A 16,146-nucleotide genomic window follows, 5' to 3' on the forward strand; every position below is an offset into this window, starting at 1 on the left:
AAAAACCTTCTATTCTTCTATCTCTCAGTCAAACAAACAGCAAAGAGCCTTTACATTATATCTGATTGTAATTTTTAAACTTTCGTACTTATTAAAACTTTTTCAGGAACCCTCTATCAATAATGCCTGATTCAAAACTACACTCAGCTTCGTTTGCTCTGGCCTTGGTTTTAAGGTTTCATGAAAAAAATGTTGATATCAACTCTTTGCAACACGAACTGTCCGGAAAAGACTCGGATATTGAGATACATGATCTCGTGAGGATTTCCCGCCGCCTTGGTTTAAAGGCCAGAAAAGTCAATGTTAAACAACGCAGGTTACATAAATCTCCGGTGCCTTTTATCGCAAAGGGACGTAATAACGATTATTTTATCATTGCTGATATCAGCGCCGAAAAAAACGTTGCCATGGTGCAATTTTTTTGGGCAGGAGCCGTCCATATTACCCCTGAAAGAGCTCTGGGAACTGTGGAGCGGTGAAGCACTCTGGATGACCAGGCGCTTTGATTTAACCTATTCCATGAAACGTTTTGGTATCAGCTGGTTTCTTCCCGTTATTGTCAAATACCGTCGGGTCTTGGGTGAAGTCGTTCTGGCCTCATTCTTTTTACAGCTGTTTGCCCTGATCACACCCATTGGTTTTCAGGTGGTCATGGATACGGTTCTGGTTCATCAGGCGCTTTCCACCCTTAATGTTATAGTCATTGCCCTGCTGGTGATGTCGATGTTTGAAATTGCCCTGGGTACATTGCGACTGTACCTTTTTTCCCACACCAGTTGCAGGGTCGATGTGGAGCTGGGCAGTCGGCTTTTTGAGCATCTTTTGAAAATCCCTATCGCTTATTTCAGCTCCCGTCCGGTGGGGCAGGTGGTGGCCCGGGTTCGGGAGCTGGAAAATATCCGGGAATTTCTCACCAATAACGCCATGACTTTGATCCTGGATCTGTTTTTTACAGTGGTTCTGTTTGCGGTTATGTATTTTTACTCGCCAACCCTGACCTGGGTGGTTATTGGCTCGATTCCTTTTTACATCTTACTCTCGGTCCTTATCAGCCCCGGATTGCATAATCGTGCTAAAGAGCGTTTTGAGCGCAGTGCCATTAACCAGGCTTTTTTGACTGAAACCATCACGGGTATGGAAACCCTGAAGTCAACTGCGGTTGAACCCCGTATGCAGTCCCGCTGGGAGCGTTACCTGTCCAGTTATGCCAAAGCCACTTTCAGCAGCAGTGTTTTGGGTACAGTGGGCAGCCAGCTGGTACAGCTGATTAATAAAGTTGTTACGGTGGCACTGTTGTGGTTCGGGGCTAAAGAGGTGATTAGCGGAAACCTGACCATCGGTGAATTGATTGCGTTTAATATGTTGTCCGGCCAGGTGGCTCAGCCTATCTTAAGATTGTCCCAGTTGTGGCAGGAATTCCAGCAGTTCCGGATCTCTATCGCCCGCCTGGGTGATGTCCTTAATACGCCTCGGGAGCCGCAGCAGAGTCTTGATAAACCCCCCATGGCCGAGCTGCGTGGCGCGATTGAAATGGAACATGTTAATTTCAGCTACAGCAGTGAACTGCAGTACACGCTGACGGATATCAACCTTTATATCCCGGCGGGGCAGAGGATAGGCATTGTTGGCGAGTCAGGTTCAGGGAAGTCGACACTGGCAAAGCTACTGCTCCGACTTTATGTGCCTAACAGCGGCAAAGTCTTAATAGACGACAACGACATTTCATTGCTGGATCCGTCATGGCTGCGCCGACAACTCAGTGTTGTATTGCAGGAGAATACGTTATTTAACGGTACTATCCGTGAGAACATTGCTCATGCCGATCCGCTACTGCCTATGGAAGCGGTGACTGAAGCCGCCAGGCTGGCAGGAGCTCATGAATTTATTACCCGTCTCGCAAGGGGTTACGATACGGAACTCGGGGAACGGGGAATCGGCCTGTCGGGAGGACAACGGCAGCGCATTGCTATCGCCCGGGCCCTGATTAGCAACCCCCGTATTCTTATCTTTGATGAGGCAACATCGGCGCTGGATTATGAATCGGAATATATTCTGCAGCAAAATATGGATGCCATATCGGAGTCCAGAACCGTGATCACCATTGCACACCGGTTGTCGACCATAAGGCGTTGCGATCGAATAATAGTGATGCAAAACGGCAGAATTACAGAAGATGGCCCCCATTACGATTTAATAGAGCGTAATGGCTATTACGCAAAACTCTGGAATATTCAGTCAGGTAACCAGGACAATGGCTAAGTATTTAAAAAAGTGGTTATCTGTTTTTTCATCAAAAGAAGAAAATGATTTTTTGCCTGCGTCTGTGGAGATTCTGGAGACTCCGGCATCCCCCCTTAAACATGTACTGACCGTAGGTATCTGCATGCTATTTGTGATCGCTTTTCTGTGGTCATGGTTTGGTAAAATCGATGTTATCGTCGAAGCGGAGGGCCGAATAATTCCGGACGGATATTCAAAAAAAATAAGCCCGATTCAGGTAGCCCGGGTTGAGAAAGTGTATGTAAAAGAAGGTTCCATTGTTCAAAAAGGCGATACCCTGATTGAACTGATGCCCAACCCGTCTGATATGGAAGCCAATACCCAGCAGCCGACCCAGGATATCATCAGTGCGACCTTATCCGTTTTAAGGCAAGAAACCCTGTTAGCCATCATGAACAATCCTGAGCGACTGGCACTCCCTGTTTCTATAGATCTGAATCAGGAAGCGGTGAAAAAGGGCATTTCTTTTTCTTCTGCTCCTTCGCCGCAACGATGGGCGGCAGAAAACAGCGCATTAAAAAGCGAGCTGGAAGCGTTCCTGTCATCGGATCTGGCCATGGATAAAAACATTGAAGAACTGGCCTCTACCCTGGTAGCCGATAATGAAGAGCTGACCCGGTTAAAACTGCTCAGCCCTATCCACGACAAACTGGCGGCATCCAGCAAAGCATTGTACGACAAAAAGATGATGTCAGAAGTTGACTGGTTGATACGCAGGGAAAAGCAAATTGATACTGCTCAACAACTGAAGGTCATGACGCAGCGTCATAAAGAGCACCAGGCGCGGTACCAGTCGTTGCTGGCCGATAAGCAGCAAAAACGCCAGGCTTTTATATCTCAGCACCTCAGGGAATATCTGGGATCTATCCAGCAAATTGATCACGCATCCCTGATCGTATCAAAAGCACAACAAAGAGAAAAAAACCAGATTTTAACGGCACCCATTGACGGGATCGTGCAACAAATCCAGATCCATTCAACCGGGGATGTTGTACAACCGGGCCAGCCGGTTATGGTCATTGTACCGCTCAATTCCAAACTGATCGTTGAAGCGATGGTGCAAAATAAAGACATTCGCTGGATAGAGCCGCAACAGAAAGTCCAGATAAAACTGGAAAGCTTTCCTTACACTCGTTACGGTTATCTGGATGGCATTGTTGACCAGATATCAGGGGATGCTATTAATGATGAACAGAAAGGCTGGTTTTACCAAGTTTATATCAACCTGGATCGGGACTGGTTTCAAATAGAACATAAAAAAATAAAAGTACAGCCGGGCATGACATTGACGGCTGATGTTATCGTTAGCTATCGACGCTTACTGGAATATTTCCTCTCCCCCCTGTTGCGCTACCAGAAAGAGGTCTTTCGGGAAACCATGTAGTTCACGGCCTTATGACCGGGTTAAAAACGAATCTGTTATTTATACGTTAATCGTTGTTCATTTGGTTTTATGGTGTACCTTAAACTATTCTCATATGTCGAGTGAGGTAGCCAACCTGAAGCTGTTGTTCATCTAAATCCCACCGAGTAAGTTATATGCCAAGCGATAATAGAAAGCGCAAGGGTGATTCTTCTGACGGCTCTGATCAGAACGGAAATAAAAAAGCAAAACCCAGTCAAGCACCCGATCGGCCAGAATTAACGAACCCATCTGCTGAAGATGCAACGAACAAAAAAGCGGTTGAACAGCCCAAGGGGCACTTTGTCGATAATTTCCAGGTCAGGTCTGACCTGACCTTGGAAGAACTGCTTGATGATAAGCCATCATCTTCGTCTTCATCATCTTCGTCTTCATCATCTTCGTCTTCATCATCTTCGTCTTCGTCTTCGTCTTCTGCGTCTTCACCCTCGTTATCCTTATCTGCAGACCTGGACGGCATACCATTGGGTCAGGCATCAAGACTAAATATAGAAACCATGGATCTTAAGTTCTATATCTATGATTATTGGAAAGGGAAAGAAGATCATAAAAAAGTTAGGGCCTATATAGAAAAAAATGCGCCTCCTGAGTACAAGCTTGGTCTTTTAGCTATAGCCGTTGATGATTATTTTGATCTTGATGAAATAACCTATGACTTTTTGCCGAGAGTGAGTGCAGGGGATCGACCAGGTACATCAGGTACATCAGGTACATCAGGCACATCAGGCACATCAGGCACAAACAATATAATGCCTGATAACACTCGAGCCCCTGTTTATATAGATATTACTGATGACGGTAAAGTAGAGATCATTGGCCTTACTAATACAGGATCTCAAACCGAGGATGTGCTATCGCAATCAAAAGGCGGAGGCAAATCAAAAGGGAGAAGTAAATCAAAATCCCAAGCTGAATCCAGTACTCAGGTCAGACCTTTGCTTCAATCAGCCCCACAACCAGTGGCTCAACCGGCAGATCAACCAGCCCCTCAATCAGTGGCTCAACCGGCAGATCAACCAGCCCCTCAATCAGTGGCTCAACCGGCAGATCAACCAGCCCCTCAATCAATGGCTCAACCGGCAGATCAACCAGCCCCTCAATCAGTGGCTCAACCGGCAGATCAACCAGCCCCTCAATCAGTGGCTCAACCGGCAGATCAACCAGCCCCTCAATCAGTGGCTCAACCGGCAGATCAACCAGCCCCTCAATCAGTGGCTCAACCGGCAGATCAACCAGCCCCTCAACCAGTGGTTCAACCGGCAGATCAACCAGCCCCTCAACCTGTGGTTCAACCGGCAGATCAGCCAGCCCCTCAAACGAATAATCAGAACACGGATGACAGCTTGGGGCTGGATGCTTTTTTTCAAAATTGTCGTCAGCAATTAAGCGACGACCTTGGGCTGCCTATTGAGATGTTTAACGCTCCCCTGTCTCCAGACTGCGATAGCAGTAAAAAAAGACGTAAACGTCGATCAAGCTGTAGTCTTAAAGACCGACAAACGAGAGAAGAAATCACCCGGTTTGTCAATGACGTTGAAAAACAAAGCAGAAGTTTCAGAACCAAAATAATACTGTCTGATACTAAGGGAAAAAAGGTAGACATCGCTTTATACGCTTCAAAACCTGGAACGATATTGGCTGAAATACAAAAACAGATTAGTCATTTTCGAAGAAAGAAAGCTGATTTAGTTTTCGATCAACGGGATATCCGGGGTTTCCATAGTATTGTTGTTTTCGATAAGACATCATTAAGTAAGGTGTTGAGTCAGGCAGACAATAAACCTGATACTGAAGTTTTATATTTTGACGCTGAAAGTAACCTTTTATTATCAAAGAATGATGAAGTCATAACACGGGTTCCCGGAGGGGAATACAACAGCCTTTCGTTTATAGGGGCGGAAGGTGACTTGACAAAAGTAGATCCATCCACCGCGACGGGCAAGAGTAAACCAAGCTTACTAGAAGCTTTTATCAATAAGTTCTGCCATAAAAACAGCATCGGAAGTGTCCTGATTCAGCCCACGGACAACACCTCTAAAAGCCTTAAGGCATTGATGCAGAGGTTTGAAGGCATCCGCCATAATACGCTCAATTTTATTGGCAGCATCCGTGTCAGGTCAGCCAGGGGTATCGGTTCAGAATGCCGGCTTTTCCCCGGTGAAACCAACGCATTGCAACAACCCCGGGTATTACCGGGTACAGTCGGTTCAAAAGTAATCAGCGCCGACGCAGTCGCCAGTATAATGAAAAAAAGCAGTCTGCCTGCCAGTGCCTTTAATCCCCCGACTCGTCCGACCGGGGACAACGATCCCGATCTTAACAGAATCTCAGATTTCAGGGCCGAGTTCACCCAGCGCACCCTGGAATTCAATGAAGCCTTCGATACGCTTAAAGCCGCGCACAACCTGCCGGACGATACCCTGCCTAAGTTCGACACACTTGAGAGAAGCGGTGATGGCTGGCGCATGGATTTTATCCGGCCGGACACTGACGTTAAACAGTCCATCACCTTTGATTCCGGTGCCTTTGACCGGTTCAATAGATTCATTCAACGCACCCAGAACAACGGCATTAAGCGATCCGGCCAGGGCAGGTCCAGGGCTTTGGGCGCTATGGAGAATTCACAGTCCCTGGCTGATTTTGGCAGTATGGTCAGCGACCTGGTCAGGGGGGGGCAACTGTCCAAGAAATCCCGTCCAGCCGGTATGACGGACTCGCAGTATAAAATCTACCTGGGTCAGCAATACCTTGGTTATATCGGGATGTCCTTGCAGACCGTCGAAGTGGTGGACCTGGGCATCTCTGGCATAAAAATAATAGCGCCGGGCATTAAAAGTCTGGAATTACCCAAAATCAAGCTACCCAAATCGGTCGATAAGCTTGGACAACTGACGCTCCCGTCTTCCATCAAGAAGTTCTCCAAAATGGCCAGCAAGGCTGGCCGGTATGCGCCCGGCATAGGGACCGGTTTTTCGTTTGCCAACCTGGGCCTGACGATGGCTGCGTACGGCGAGGAAGAAGATGCTGATGTCCGGGAGCTGATGAAGTCCAAAATAGCCTTTGATACAGCGGATGCGTATATATCGCTTATTTCAGAACTTGCCGGTCCCGCTGGCATCTTGATCGACCGCATTATGGATTTTGCCCGGGATCTTTTTGAATCCTGGTATGAAGACGAATATAAAGACCTGTATTTTGAGAGGCTGCTGGACGTCTCAAAAGAACTGGCCAAAAACTTCAATAACCTGCACAAAAACCTTAACCCTGACGACTTTATGTACGATGGCATGTTCCTCAATTTCCTGATGAGCACGCCGGACAAAAAGTTGCTGCCCATTAACATTAAGGATATCGATCTTGCCCAGGGAAAGCTGCGTTACGGCGGCGTTTATGCCGATGAGCAGACGCATGATGCGGGCAAAAAGGACAACTGGGACACCTGCCCCACGCTAAGTTACACCAACCAGGGTGAGTGGTACACGGAAGAGTGCGCCGATGATATCAACGAGATCAAGTACGGCGAACCGTTTGATCTCGTCGGCAATGCACTGAAGACCCTGTGCAAAACGGAAAGCCGGCTTGCACGGTTTAAGTGCGCAGACGGGGTATACAAAAAAATCAATTTTCTCAAGCACTACAACACGATCCTCATGCCCGCAGCCACCGACTGGAAGCTCAAGCCGGAATATTCGGCCTATGACAGGCGCAAGCCATCAACTGAAACACTCTATCAGGATTCCCCCGGCGCGACCTTGCTGGACGCCGTCGATGATGAGTACTTCAAGCGGCACTACGAAGCAAAAATCATCGATTTTAAATCCGTTAAAACAATGGCTTTTAAAAGCTCGACAAAAGAAATTTACAAGCATGTGGGCCAGGTACTGACCAACATTACGGATATCAGCAATCTCGAAACGACCAGTACGCTGCGTATGGGGGATAATGATTACAAAGTCATTTTCCATAGCATCAATGATGAAGCCAGCAAACTCCTGACCTATGATATTCACGCCCTCGCCAGTGCCAGACAAAAAAAATACACGATGGTCTCCGATGCGGCACACACGATCAACTTACACCCTGCCGAAAGAAACGACTCTGTATGGATGCTTTCCTACACAGGGAAAACCCCTTACACCTGTATTGCCGAGAATGACAGCGACGTTAACAATTGCAGTCTCCAGCTGGGGGGAGCCGGACCCCGGGATCCGGCTTATGTCCGGAAAGTTGTGCTGGGTGAGGCAACATTTAATTTCAGGGCTTCCAACACCGGTCATTTTACCCACAAGGTCATGGCCTCGGACAAAAATGCCCTGTTTGAGTTTTTACCGGACGGCGGCAAGCAAATTCACCTCCTCCGGTTTGACGGTGATATCAGTGAAACCAGTCGGAGGGTTGCCCGGTTCAAAAAGCTCAGCGCCCGCTATTCGTTCCCGTCACGCTTTACCCACGTTGCGGTGACAGGATGTACCAATGCCCGGAAGCATAACTACAACTGCCACCCTCTTCCTACGGAGGGGACACCAGCACAGTTGCGTCGGGCTGACAGGCTGATGGTCTGGTTTGACAAGGAGAAACAGACTGAGCTGAAGCTGGTTGTACCTGGAGACCAGATCGAGCCCATCCAGGGTGATCTTGAAACGGGTTACTATTTTTACAACAGAAGGGACGGCCGGGTTTTCTTCAAGAAAGCCGGGTTCCTGATTCGGGACCAGGTTGAGTTCAGACCCTTTAATTACGACAGGGAAGGCTCCCGTTTCGGCAGTGTAACGGATGTAAAAAGAACGGATGTTCCCAATAAACTGGTGGTCTACAGGTATCCCATTCACTACCAGTTAACAGCGGATGATTTCGGAAACATTACGCCCAAAGAGATTGCCGTAGAGACCAGTGACGTTAATATCCAGAGCAGTCTTGGCGATGTGTTTTATAACAAGGGGCTTGTTCCACTGCGGATAGTGAATGATCGCTTCAACAAGAGAAACCTTCTTCGTACCGGTTTTTTTGACCCGAAAACAAAGCGGTATATTGCGTACCGGGTCAGCCTGCTTGATGGTGGCAGCAAAACAGCGACCTCCGGGAACGCCCTGGTGATTGACGACGGTGTACGGAGTCGCCTGAACGACGAACACCTGCCGGTGCATAAAGTCGTACAGGGGCAGACAACCCACTACATTATGTTCAGTAAACACTCGGGCCAGCTGTTTTACCTGACCGCAGAGCCCGGGGGAGAAGCCGAAGCCGAAGCAGAAGTACAAAAGACCTTTCACAGGATCGATTCCGGTTTTAAAGTGATTCGCCCTGTCAGCGTGGGACAGACGGTATCTGAAGTCATTCGTCAGCCAGCCTTTGTTAAAGTGCAGGGGTTCAGGGACAGTGTACTGGCCGAAACCGTTAGCGGTGACCAGTTACGCATACCAGACAGTGCATGGAGTGATAACCGCCTGGTGAAAAGTGGCCTGTCGTTGGAGGCCCAGCCCTTTGAGAACTGGCAGGTCAAAAAGACCGGACAGACCTTCCCGAAATCCAGCGATACCCTGAGCGTGCATACGTTTAAAACCAGCTCCGGCATCATGCTCGAGGGACTGGAGTTCGGGGCAATAGTCAACAGAGCCTATGCCGCAGTTTTCAACAGCGAAACGCCGTCTGACTGGACGGATACCACGGCACAGTCGTTTGTTACCTCCCTGAAAACCTTAATAAAAGACAGGATTCGTACGATACAGGCGAAATATCCGGCCACGGCAAACCGGGTTCGGCTCTCCATAAAAACAGAACTGAACAGCAGCGCGCTGCTGTCGTTTATGAAGCAGCAGGATTTCTGGTACCTGCCCTCTGACAACGCCCTGTTAACCGCAGATTCTCGGGACCATTTCAGGATTGCCGGTAACGATGGCGAGAAACTGGTAGTGGCATCGGACAACCAGCGTGCGTTTTCCAGTGTGTTTTACCCCAGGCCTGAACGTTCTGAAGACGGGCACCCCTTCTGTGGCAGTCAGGCGCTGAACGTGATAAGCGGTTTCCCAACGGAATTTTCAAGCCTGATATCCGTTCCCTGTCAGCTCCCGATGTTCAAAGGTATCCCCCAGAGCGCCCAGTTCCAGTGGGACCGGGACAGCGGGTCGTGGAATATTGAGGCCGATGGACAGAGCTTTAAAGCCCGGGGGAAACAACTGCAGTTAACAGCGGTTGACTTCAGGAAGGCCAAGAGTGACATCATTGGTACCAGGCCGCAATTTAAGGATATGTCCCTGGCGTTTTTCACCCGGGAGTACTGGAAATGTGTTATGGATAACCTGTCAGAGAGACAGTTACTGGGGAAGCTGTACACGACCGACGTTGTTTCGTTAAACCTGCAGACAAAGTACACTCCGGACAGTAAGGTCAGGACAGGCTGGATTAATTATCAAACGAACAAATTTTACCTCGGCCTTCCCGATGAAGACCACGAAACACAGCAGCTGGTTGGGGGGAATAGCAACTGGGTACCGTTTTACATGGTCAACCAGGGCGTCGTCTATAACACGAAAACTAAAACGCTGACGTCCACTAACGGAGATGAGAGGCGTCCTCTGTCCACGGGGCCTTTTGACAGGGTCGAGATGGTCAACAAGGTGCTCATGCTAGTGGGGACCGCCAACAGGGACCAATTTAACCTGGATGGTCTGCACCTTGATACTTTTTTCCGTGGTCCCCGGACGTCCCTTGTGGGTGAAAAGGGTGAATCCCCGGGAGTTATCGGTGTACCTCGAGGGCAATGGCGGGGCAGACCATTTTGACCTGAGAAAAAATGACCTGGCGTTTTTTTCCGGTATCGCGATACATCCGGGACTGCCGGAGGGGGACGACAGACGGGCCAGCAAGATCCGGATAAGACAGCCATCTTACCGGTTTGTTGCGTACCGTGACCCACAGGAGCCTCAGGACCTGGTTCTGTTTGATCGTTTTGCCCCCCGAAACGCCAGCATCCGGATAAAGCGGGCCTGGTCAACACTGCACGACCAGTCCCTGCGACCCACCCGGGTCCAGTTCCAGGACATCAGTTTGCCTCTGGCGGAATTAACACAACAGGTGACGGACAACGGGGGTAAGATTATTTTCCCCCTTGTTATTGCCAGGGAGACCGACCTTCACCCCCACCACAGAATCCCCGCCACCCCGGAAAACCCGTTGTTTGTCCAGCTCAGTGAAGGGTACCGGTTGCTGCCCGTACAGGACCGGCAGGGTGTTACCCATATTTTTTACGGCACCGGTGACAACTCCGGAGAAAAAACCAGGGTGCTGGTTAACAACCAGTCGTTTGCCCCGGGCAGTGTATACCACTGCACCTCCGGACAGTCAGGCTGCCGGAAGGTGTTGCCCCGCTTAATAAAGGTGTCAGGCACGTTCCAGAAGAAAACGGCGACAGGCAACCGGCTGGACAACGTCATCTATATCGATTCACAGTCAAGCCCGAAATTCGAACTGACCCGGGTACAGGGTCGTGGTGGAGATGACCTTATCATCGCGGCAAGCCGGGAGAGGGGGAACGATAAAGCGTCCCGGCTACGGGAGCCTGTCGCGGACAATAATGAGTGTGATAACCGGGTCGTGTTCCTCAAGATGGGGGAGGGCTCTTTTTCCAGGCCGGTGTCCGGGCTGCCGCTTATCCTGGACGGGGGAAAAGGCGACGATGTGTACATCCCCGGGGAGTTCCGTGATGTTTCGGTGGTGGACAACCAGGGCAGTCACTTTGTTTTCCTGCTGCCAGGTTCAACCGCCAACCTCAGGGGGCTGTCCGGAAGAAAAAGTACCACCCTGCTCCTGCCGGAGCTGGCGCCTGACCAGGTGACCTTTTCCCTGTGTAACAAGTCCACGGGAGAAACCGTCACCCCTGAAAATAAAGCCGATATCAGGCCATGCGTCGTGCAGGTGATCAATAAAACGTCCGGGGAGACAATGGCGCTGGTGAACCCTTCGGTATTGAAGAGTCTTTATTTTAAAGGGGGCAAGGTCAGCCACCATCCCCTTGACCATATCCTCGAGAATAACAGGGAACTGGAAGAGAGTGACAACACCAGCGGCGCACTGGCCTTCCTGAATAAAGTCATCCGTAGGAGCAGGAACCTGGTCAGTTATTTCAAAAGGGACAGCGCGCAGAATGACAGCAATCCGATGATCGCGTTGGAACGCCTTGTTAATGGGAATATGGCCCGGGATCACCAAAGACTGGTTCAAAGCATGAGTGCGCTGGGAGGCGATCCGGGTGGTGTAAGCCTGTCGTATACCCCCCGGGCTAACCAGGGCACAGCACAGAACCTGACTTCACCCTCGCCGCTGGCGCATACGATGGTGGGGCTGGGGGTAGGGTAATCGTTACCCGACCGCTTAACCCGTTGGATTAAGGAGCTGTGTCCAGGTTGCGGTTAAACCGGTGTCGAACACTTATGGCTCCTTTTTGACAGCAGGGAAATGAGCTTCCAAAAGCTTGTACACAATTCCTTTATATCGCCATCATCTTCAGTGCTTCAATTTCATCCGCCCAGATCGTGTCATCAATGGTTTCCAGAACCATGGGGACACGGTCAAAGCGAGCATCCTGCATAATATACTGGAACACATCCCAGCCGATTTCACCCTGCCCCAGGCTGTGATGGCGGTCCTTACGGGAGTTCATTTCGGTTTTGGAATCATTCAGGTGCATCCCTTTCAGATATTGGAAGCCTACTATTTTCTCAAATTCAGCAAAGGTGGCTTCACAGGCGTCAGGTGTCCTCAGATCATAACCTGCGGAAAAAGTGTGACAGGTATCCAGACAAACACCTATACGGCTTTTGTCTTCCACCTGGTCAATAATCTCTGCCAGTTCTTCAAAACGCCAGCCAAGGTTGCTGCCCTGCCCGGCAGTATTTTCGATAACGGCTATTACACCTTCTGTCTGATCCAGCGCAAGGTTGATGGACTCAGCGATACGGCTAAGACAGGCTGGAATCTCAATTTTTCGTAAATGGCTGCCCGGGTGAAAATTCAGCCTGTCCAGCCCCAGCTGCATGCACCGGTGCATTTCATCAACGAAGGCTTCTCTGGATTTTTGCAAACCTTCTTGTTCAGGATGACCAAGGTTTATAAGATAGCTATCGTGTGGAAGGATCTGCTCAGGCTTGTAACCGTATTCCTCACAGCGTTCTTTGAACAGTTCAATGTTTTTGTCAGTCAGTGGTTTGGCTTTCCACTGACGTTGATTTTTTGTGAAGAGAGCAAACGCAGTGGCTCCGAGTTTGTGGGCGTTGACCGGGGCATTTTCGACCCCGCCTGCAGCGCTGACATGGGCGCCGATATACTTCATAAACAATCCTTTATAGGTTGATCTGGGTCAAAAAACGTACAGAGGTAATCATAAGAAAATCGTAAATACGATCAATTTTCAGCTCATGATAATAAGGCGATATTAGTGAAAAAAATATTATCCGCATTTTGCTTGATGTTAGCTATGCCTCTGTCAGTGATGGCGGCCAGTTTCTCAGAAGGTACGCACTACAACGTACTGTCCGGTTTCCAGAAGTCAGAAAAGCCAGAGGTTCGTGAAGCCTTTTCTGTTTATTGTCCAGCCTGCTACCAGTGGGATCAGGGTGTTGTGGGTGATCTGGAAAAGCGCCTTGAGTCAAAGGACATTCCTTTCAATCAGTCACACGTTGCCTTTATGGGTAATTACGCTGACAAAATCAGTCAGGCACTGGCGATTACCAAAGGTACTGAGAAATACACGCCTGTGAAGAACGCGATTTTTAAAGCGCTGCAGGAAGACCGTATTGGTGACTGGAAAAATGACGATGACTTTTTCAAGGTGCTGGCTGAGGCTGGCCTGAGCAAACGCGAATGGACGTTTGGTGTGAACGATCCGGTGGTTCGTGAACGTATGAAACGCTGGTCGCATCTGGAAGGCAGTGTACGCAGTGTGCCAAGTTTTATCGTCAATAATAAGTACATTATCAATCTCAGCAGTATCAAATCGTTTGATGAGTTTTACGGTCTGATTGACTACTTGTTGCAAAAATAAGTTACTGGAAAAATAAGTTGTTGGAAAAAGAACGAGCTGCTGGAAAAGTGATGAAAGGTTATAACCATGGCGAATGCAGACGTGCCGGATAGCGCCCGGAAAGGCCCTGTGAAAAAGGTATGGCATGAGTTCCGGGCTCAGCCGCTGGCTACTGTCAGGGCGTGGCAGAACTACCGGCTAACCTGGAGCATTATGCTGGGGTCGGCGGTTTTTCTGGAAGTTTGCGCCCTGTATTTTCAGCACGGGATGGACATGCACCCCTGTGAAATGTGTGTTTATCAACGGCTTGCTGTGCTGATTCTCGGGCTTGCTGCCATGGTTATGCTGGTGGCTCCACGAAACAGGGTTGTCAGAGGGGCGGGTTACGCTCTTTGGATCAGCGGAGCGGTTTATGGGTTACAGTACGCACTTGAACAGATCAAAAATTATGCGGACTTTAATCCGTTCTTCAGTTCATGTAACGCCTTTCCTGTATTTCCTTTTGGGCTGCCCCTGCATGAGTGGTGGCCCGGGATGTTCTTCCCGACAGGCATGTGTGGTGAAGACAGCTGGACTTTCCTGAGCCTGAATATGGCGAACTGGATGACTATTATTTTTGGTATCTATATTCTGGCATTTGCTGTCTGTGTACTCAGTGTGGTTGCTGGTAAGCTGACAGATAAGTAATTTTGCCGTTGGGACAAGCGCTATGCCTTGTCCCAACTTACGATGTTTAAATATACGACGATAGCCATTCTGTATATTTTTCCCGGGTCTCATTTAGCTCATTAGGAAGATGGTGTCGTGCATCTTTCAGCATCAGAACTTCCGGGTCAGTAAACAGCTGTCTCAGTTTTGCGATATTGTATTTCGCATCAACGGTCCGGTCACAGGTACCCTGTATAACCAGAGGTTTGTACGGGCTTTTCTGACGATAACGTTCAATCTTCCGAATCCAGCGATCCATGGCGGATACCCACTGTGTGGGTAACACCTTCGGGGCAAGAGGGTCGTTGTGTGCCTTTTTCAGAAAGTCCGGGTCACGGGAATTATCGGTAAACGTTCGTGGCAACTGTTTGATAAACGGTCTGGCAAGATAGAGCTGAAACCGGCTGAGAGACCACATCCACGGTCGCACCAGAGGGGCCGAGAAAATCACTTTATCCAGTTCGGGCTGTTCACCGGTCAACTGCTCATGGGTCAGAAGATAGTCTGTCAGGATGGCGCAGCCTGTACTTTGTCCATAACCATGCCAGGGTCTGGCTAATCTGTCAGTGCTGGCTTTCATAATATCAGTCAGTATCTGCGTATAAACTGAAAAGTCCGCAATCGTGGCAGGCTCACCGCTCGATAGTCCGTGACCGGGCAGGTCAAAAGCCAGTACGTTGTAACCCTGCTGCAGTAAAAACGTCAGGATATGACCAAACAGCCCCACATGATCGTAGTAACCGTGCAGAACAAAAAACGTTCCTTTGGCGCCGTCCTGCTCGAAGAGATGGCTGGCAATCCGGTAGTTGCCGCTATCAATAACACCAAACCGGTGTTGTACGCCTGTCAGCTGATTCTCAAGGTCGATGCCGTAGTAAGCGAAATACTCTTGCTCAATAGCGGTACACTCCGGCACCTTTCTGACCTGCTCTTTACTGAAAAGAGGCTTCGGCTCCTGTTGTAAAGAGCGTTTTAATGTGTCGAAGTCCATCAGGCCTTTTCCAGATCATCCAGGCGTACTTTCATACGTTGTTTTTTAACAACGGTTTTTTGGGTTGAGCCGTCACTCAGGCGTTGTTCCTGAATATGGCTGATCAGAATCTCACCACGAAAAGAACCCAGATTTTTTTCAAAGGTCATTTCCAGGTGCTTGAACAGCGGATGGTTCATGACCACCTTGTCGCCAGGCTCCAGGGCATCAGGTTTTATACCATCCGCTTTGTTGTTAAGGACTTTGACGATTTTTCGAATCTCATCAATAATCTCGTCACCGTTGGGTATGGGTTTGGGCAATAAATCAGACTTCGCTTTTTCTTCTTCTTTTTTGGACATTCGTCCAGAGCTGACCAGATGGCGAGTGATTCGGTTGAAATGCACCATTTCATGAACGCCGCGACAGGAGCGAATGGTGTGAAATTTTCCCAGATCTTTTTCCAGATCCAGCAGCAGAAACAGATAGCCGGGAAACAGAATTTCTTCCTTAACCGTTCCTTTGCTTTTCTGCCTGAACACAGGGCAATAGGTGTCAAAACCGAGGTTGTTCAGATTTTCCGTGGCTCTCAGTTCCTGACGGACCTTGCTCTTGAGCAGGTACCAGCCTTCTTCTAACAAGCACTCTCTATTAGACATTAAAATTCCCTGAATGCTTTAGGTTTTCATAAAATTGCATGTCCAGCCGCAGGGCAGAACTGAAGGTCATTATAAAGATCCTTGGAGAAAT

General features: G+C 49.0%; 12 protein-coding genes. 8 read left to right on the top strand and 4 right to left on the bottom strand.

Annotated elements, in window-relative coordinates; all coding sequences use genetic code 11:
* Window positions 1-122: 122 nt before the first annotated feature.
* From V5J35_RS13415 to V5J35_RS13425, 3 genes are read left to right on the top strand one after another with little or no spacing between them, the layout of a single operon-like run.
* Window positions 123-479, top strand: a complete 357-nt coding sequence (locus V5J35_RS13415) for a cysteine peptidase family C39 domain-containing protein (protein ID WP_354016407.1) — start codon at window positions 123-125, stop codon at window positions 477-479.
* A complete protein-coding gene (locus V5J35_RS13420; RefSeq protein ID WP_354016408.1) occupies window positions 403-2,259 on the top strand; it encodes a type I secretion system permease/ATPase in 1,857 nt (618 codons plus the stop codon). The genes V5J35_RS13415 and V5J35_RS13420 overlap by 77 nt, the downstream gene beginning before the upstream one ends.
* On the top strand, window positions 2,252-3,664 hold the full coding sequence (locus V5J35_RS13425; protein WP_354007625.1) for an HlyD family type I secretion periplasmic adaptor subunit: 1,413 nt from the start codon (window positions 2,252-2,254) through the stop codon (window positions 3,662-3,664). Before V5J35_RS13420 ends, V5J35_RS13425 begins: the two co-directional genes overlap by 8 nt.
* Before the next feature lie 235 nt (window positions 3,665-3,899).
* On the opposite strand, the gene V5J35_RS13430 is transcribed toward V5J35_RS13425, so the two are convergent.
* A complete protein-coding gene (locus V5J35_RS13430) occupies window positions 3,900-4,163 on the bottom strand; it encodes a hypothetical protein (protein WP_354007626.1) in 264 nt (87 codons plus the stop codon).
* A gap of 386 nt (window positions 4,164-4,549) precedes the next feature.
* Here V5J35_RS13430 and V5J35_RS13435 point away from each other — a divergent pair, with 386 nt between their 5' ends.
* From V5J35_RS13435 to V5J35_RS13445, 3 genes are all read left to right on the top strand, one after another.
* Window positions 4,550-5,089, top strand: coding sequence for a hypothetical protein (locus V5J35_RS13435; protein ID WP_354007627.1), 540 nt, complete (start codon window positions 4,550-4,552; stop codon window positions 5,087-5,089).
* 248 nt (window positions 5,090-5,337) lie between these two features.
* Window positions 5,338-10,482, top strand: coding sequence for a hypothetical protein (locus V5J35_RS13440; protein WP_354016409.1), 5,145 nt, complete (start codon window positions 5,338-5,340; stop codon window positions 10,480-10,482).
* The gene (locus tag V5J35_RS13445) at window positions 10,445-12,055 is read left to right on the top strand and encodes a hypothetical protein (RefSeq protein ID WP_354016410.1); all 1,611 of its coding nucleotides are present in this window, start codon (window positions 10,445-10,447) and stop codon (window positions 12,053-12,055) included. The genes V5J35_RS13440 and V5J35_RS13445 overlap by 38 nt, the downstream gene beginning before the upstream one ends.
* Window positions 12,056-12,185: 130 nt before the next feature.
* On the opposite strand, the gene nfo is transcribed toward V5J35_RS13445, so the two are convergent.
* Window positions 12,186-13,028, bottom strand: coding sequence for a deoxyribonuclease IV (gene nfo / locus V5J35_RS13450; RefSeq protein ID WP_354007629.1), 843 nt, complete (start codon window positions 13,026-13,028; stop codon window positions 12,186-12,188).
* Between the two features lie 105 nt (window positions 13,029-13,133).
* Between nfo and V5J35_RS13455 the strand changes: the two genes are divergently transcribed.
* Window positions 13,134-13,739 (top strand): thiol:disulfide interchange protein DsbA/DsbL, encoded by a 606-nt coding sequence (locus tag V5J35_RS13455; protein WP_354007630.1) that lies wholly within the window; start codon window positions 13,134-13,136, stop codon window positions 13,737-13,739.
* A 66-nt stretch (window positions 13,740-13,805) separates the two neighbouring features.
* The gene (gene dsbB, locus V5J35_RS13460) at window positions 13,806-14,405 is read left to right on the top strand and encodes a disulfide bond formation protein DsbB (RefSeq protein WP_354007631.1); all 600 of its coding nucleotides are present in this window, start codon (window positions 13,806-13,808) and stop codon (window positions 14,403-14,405) included.
* Between the two features lie 46 nt (window positions 14,406-14,451).
* Here dsbB and V5J35_RS13465 read toward each other — a convergent pair whose 3' ends face one another.
* Both V5J35_RS13465 and V5J35_RS13470 read right to left on the bottom strand, forming a co-directional pair.
* A complete protein-coding gene (locus V5J35_RS13465; RefSeq protein WP_354007632.1) occupies window positions 14,452-15,417 on the bottom strand; it encodes an alpha/beta hydrolase in 966 nt (321 codons plus the stop codon).
* Complete coding sequence (locus tag V5J35_RS13470; RefSeq protein WP_354007633.1) at window positions 15,417-16,055, bottom strand: transcription termination/antitermination NusG family protein; 639 nt, start codon at window positions 16,053-16,055, stop codon at window positions 15,417-15,419. The genes V5J35_RS13465 and V5J35_RS13470 overlap by 1 nt, the downstream gene beginning before the upstream one ends.
* Window positions 16,056-16,146 lie beyond the last annotated feature (91 nt).

The organism is Endozoicomonas sp. NE40, assembly GCF_040549045.1.
GTDB lineage: Bacteria > Pseudomonadota > Gammaproteobacteria > Pseudomonadales > Endozoicomonadaceae > Endozoicomonas_A > Endozoicomonas_A lisbonensis.

What these genes read in the sequence shown, in the direction of transcription:
- V5J35_RS13430 (WP_354007626.1), bottom strand. Translation starts at nt 4,163, where the DNA reads ATGCCGTCCAGGTCTGCAGATAAGGATAACGAGGGTGAAGACGCAGAA.
- V5J35_RS13425 (WP_354007625.1), top strand. Translation starts at nt 2,252, where the DNA reads ATGGCTAAGTATTTAAAAAAGTGGTTATCTGTTTTTTCATCAAAAGAA.
- nfo (WP_354007629.1), bottom strand. Translation starts at nt 13,028, where the DNA reads ATGAAGTATATCGGCGCCCATGTCAGCGCTGCAGGCGGGGTCGAAAAT.
- V5J35_RS13435 (WP_354007627.1), top strand. Translation starts at nt 4,550, where the DNA reads ATGTGCTATCGCAATCAAAAGGCGGAGGCAAATCAAAAGGGAGAAGTA.
- V5J35_RS13465 (WP_354007632.1), bottom strand. Translation starts at nt 15,417, where the DNA reads ATGGACTTCGACACATTAAAACGCTCTTTACAACAGGAGCCGAAGCCT.
- V5J35_RS13415 (WP_354016407.1), top strand. Translation starts at nt 123, where the DNA reads ATGCCTGATTCAAAACTACACTCAGCTTCGTTTGCTCTGGCCTTGGTT.
- dsbB (WP_354007631.1), top strand. Translation starts at nt 13,806, where the DNA reads ATGGCGAATGCAGACGTGCCGGATAGCGCCCGGAAAGGCCCTGTGAAA.
- V5J35_RS13470 (WP_354007633.1), bottom strand. Translation starts at nt 16,055, where the DNA reads ATGTCTAATAGAGAGTGCTTGTTAGAAGAAGGCTGGTACCTGCTCAAG.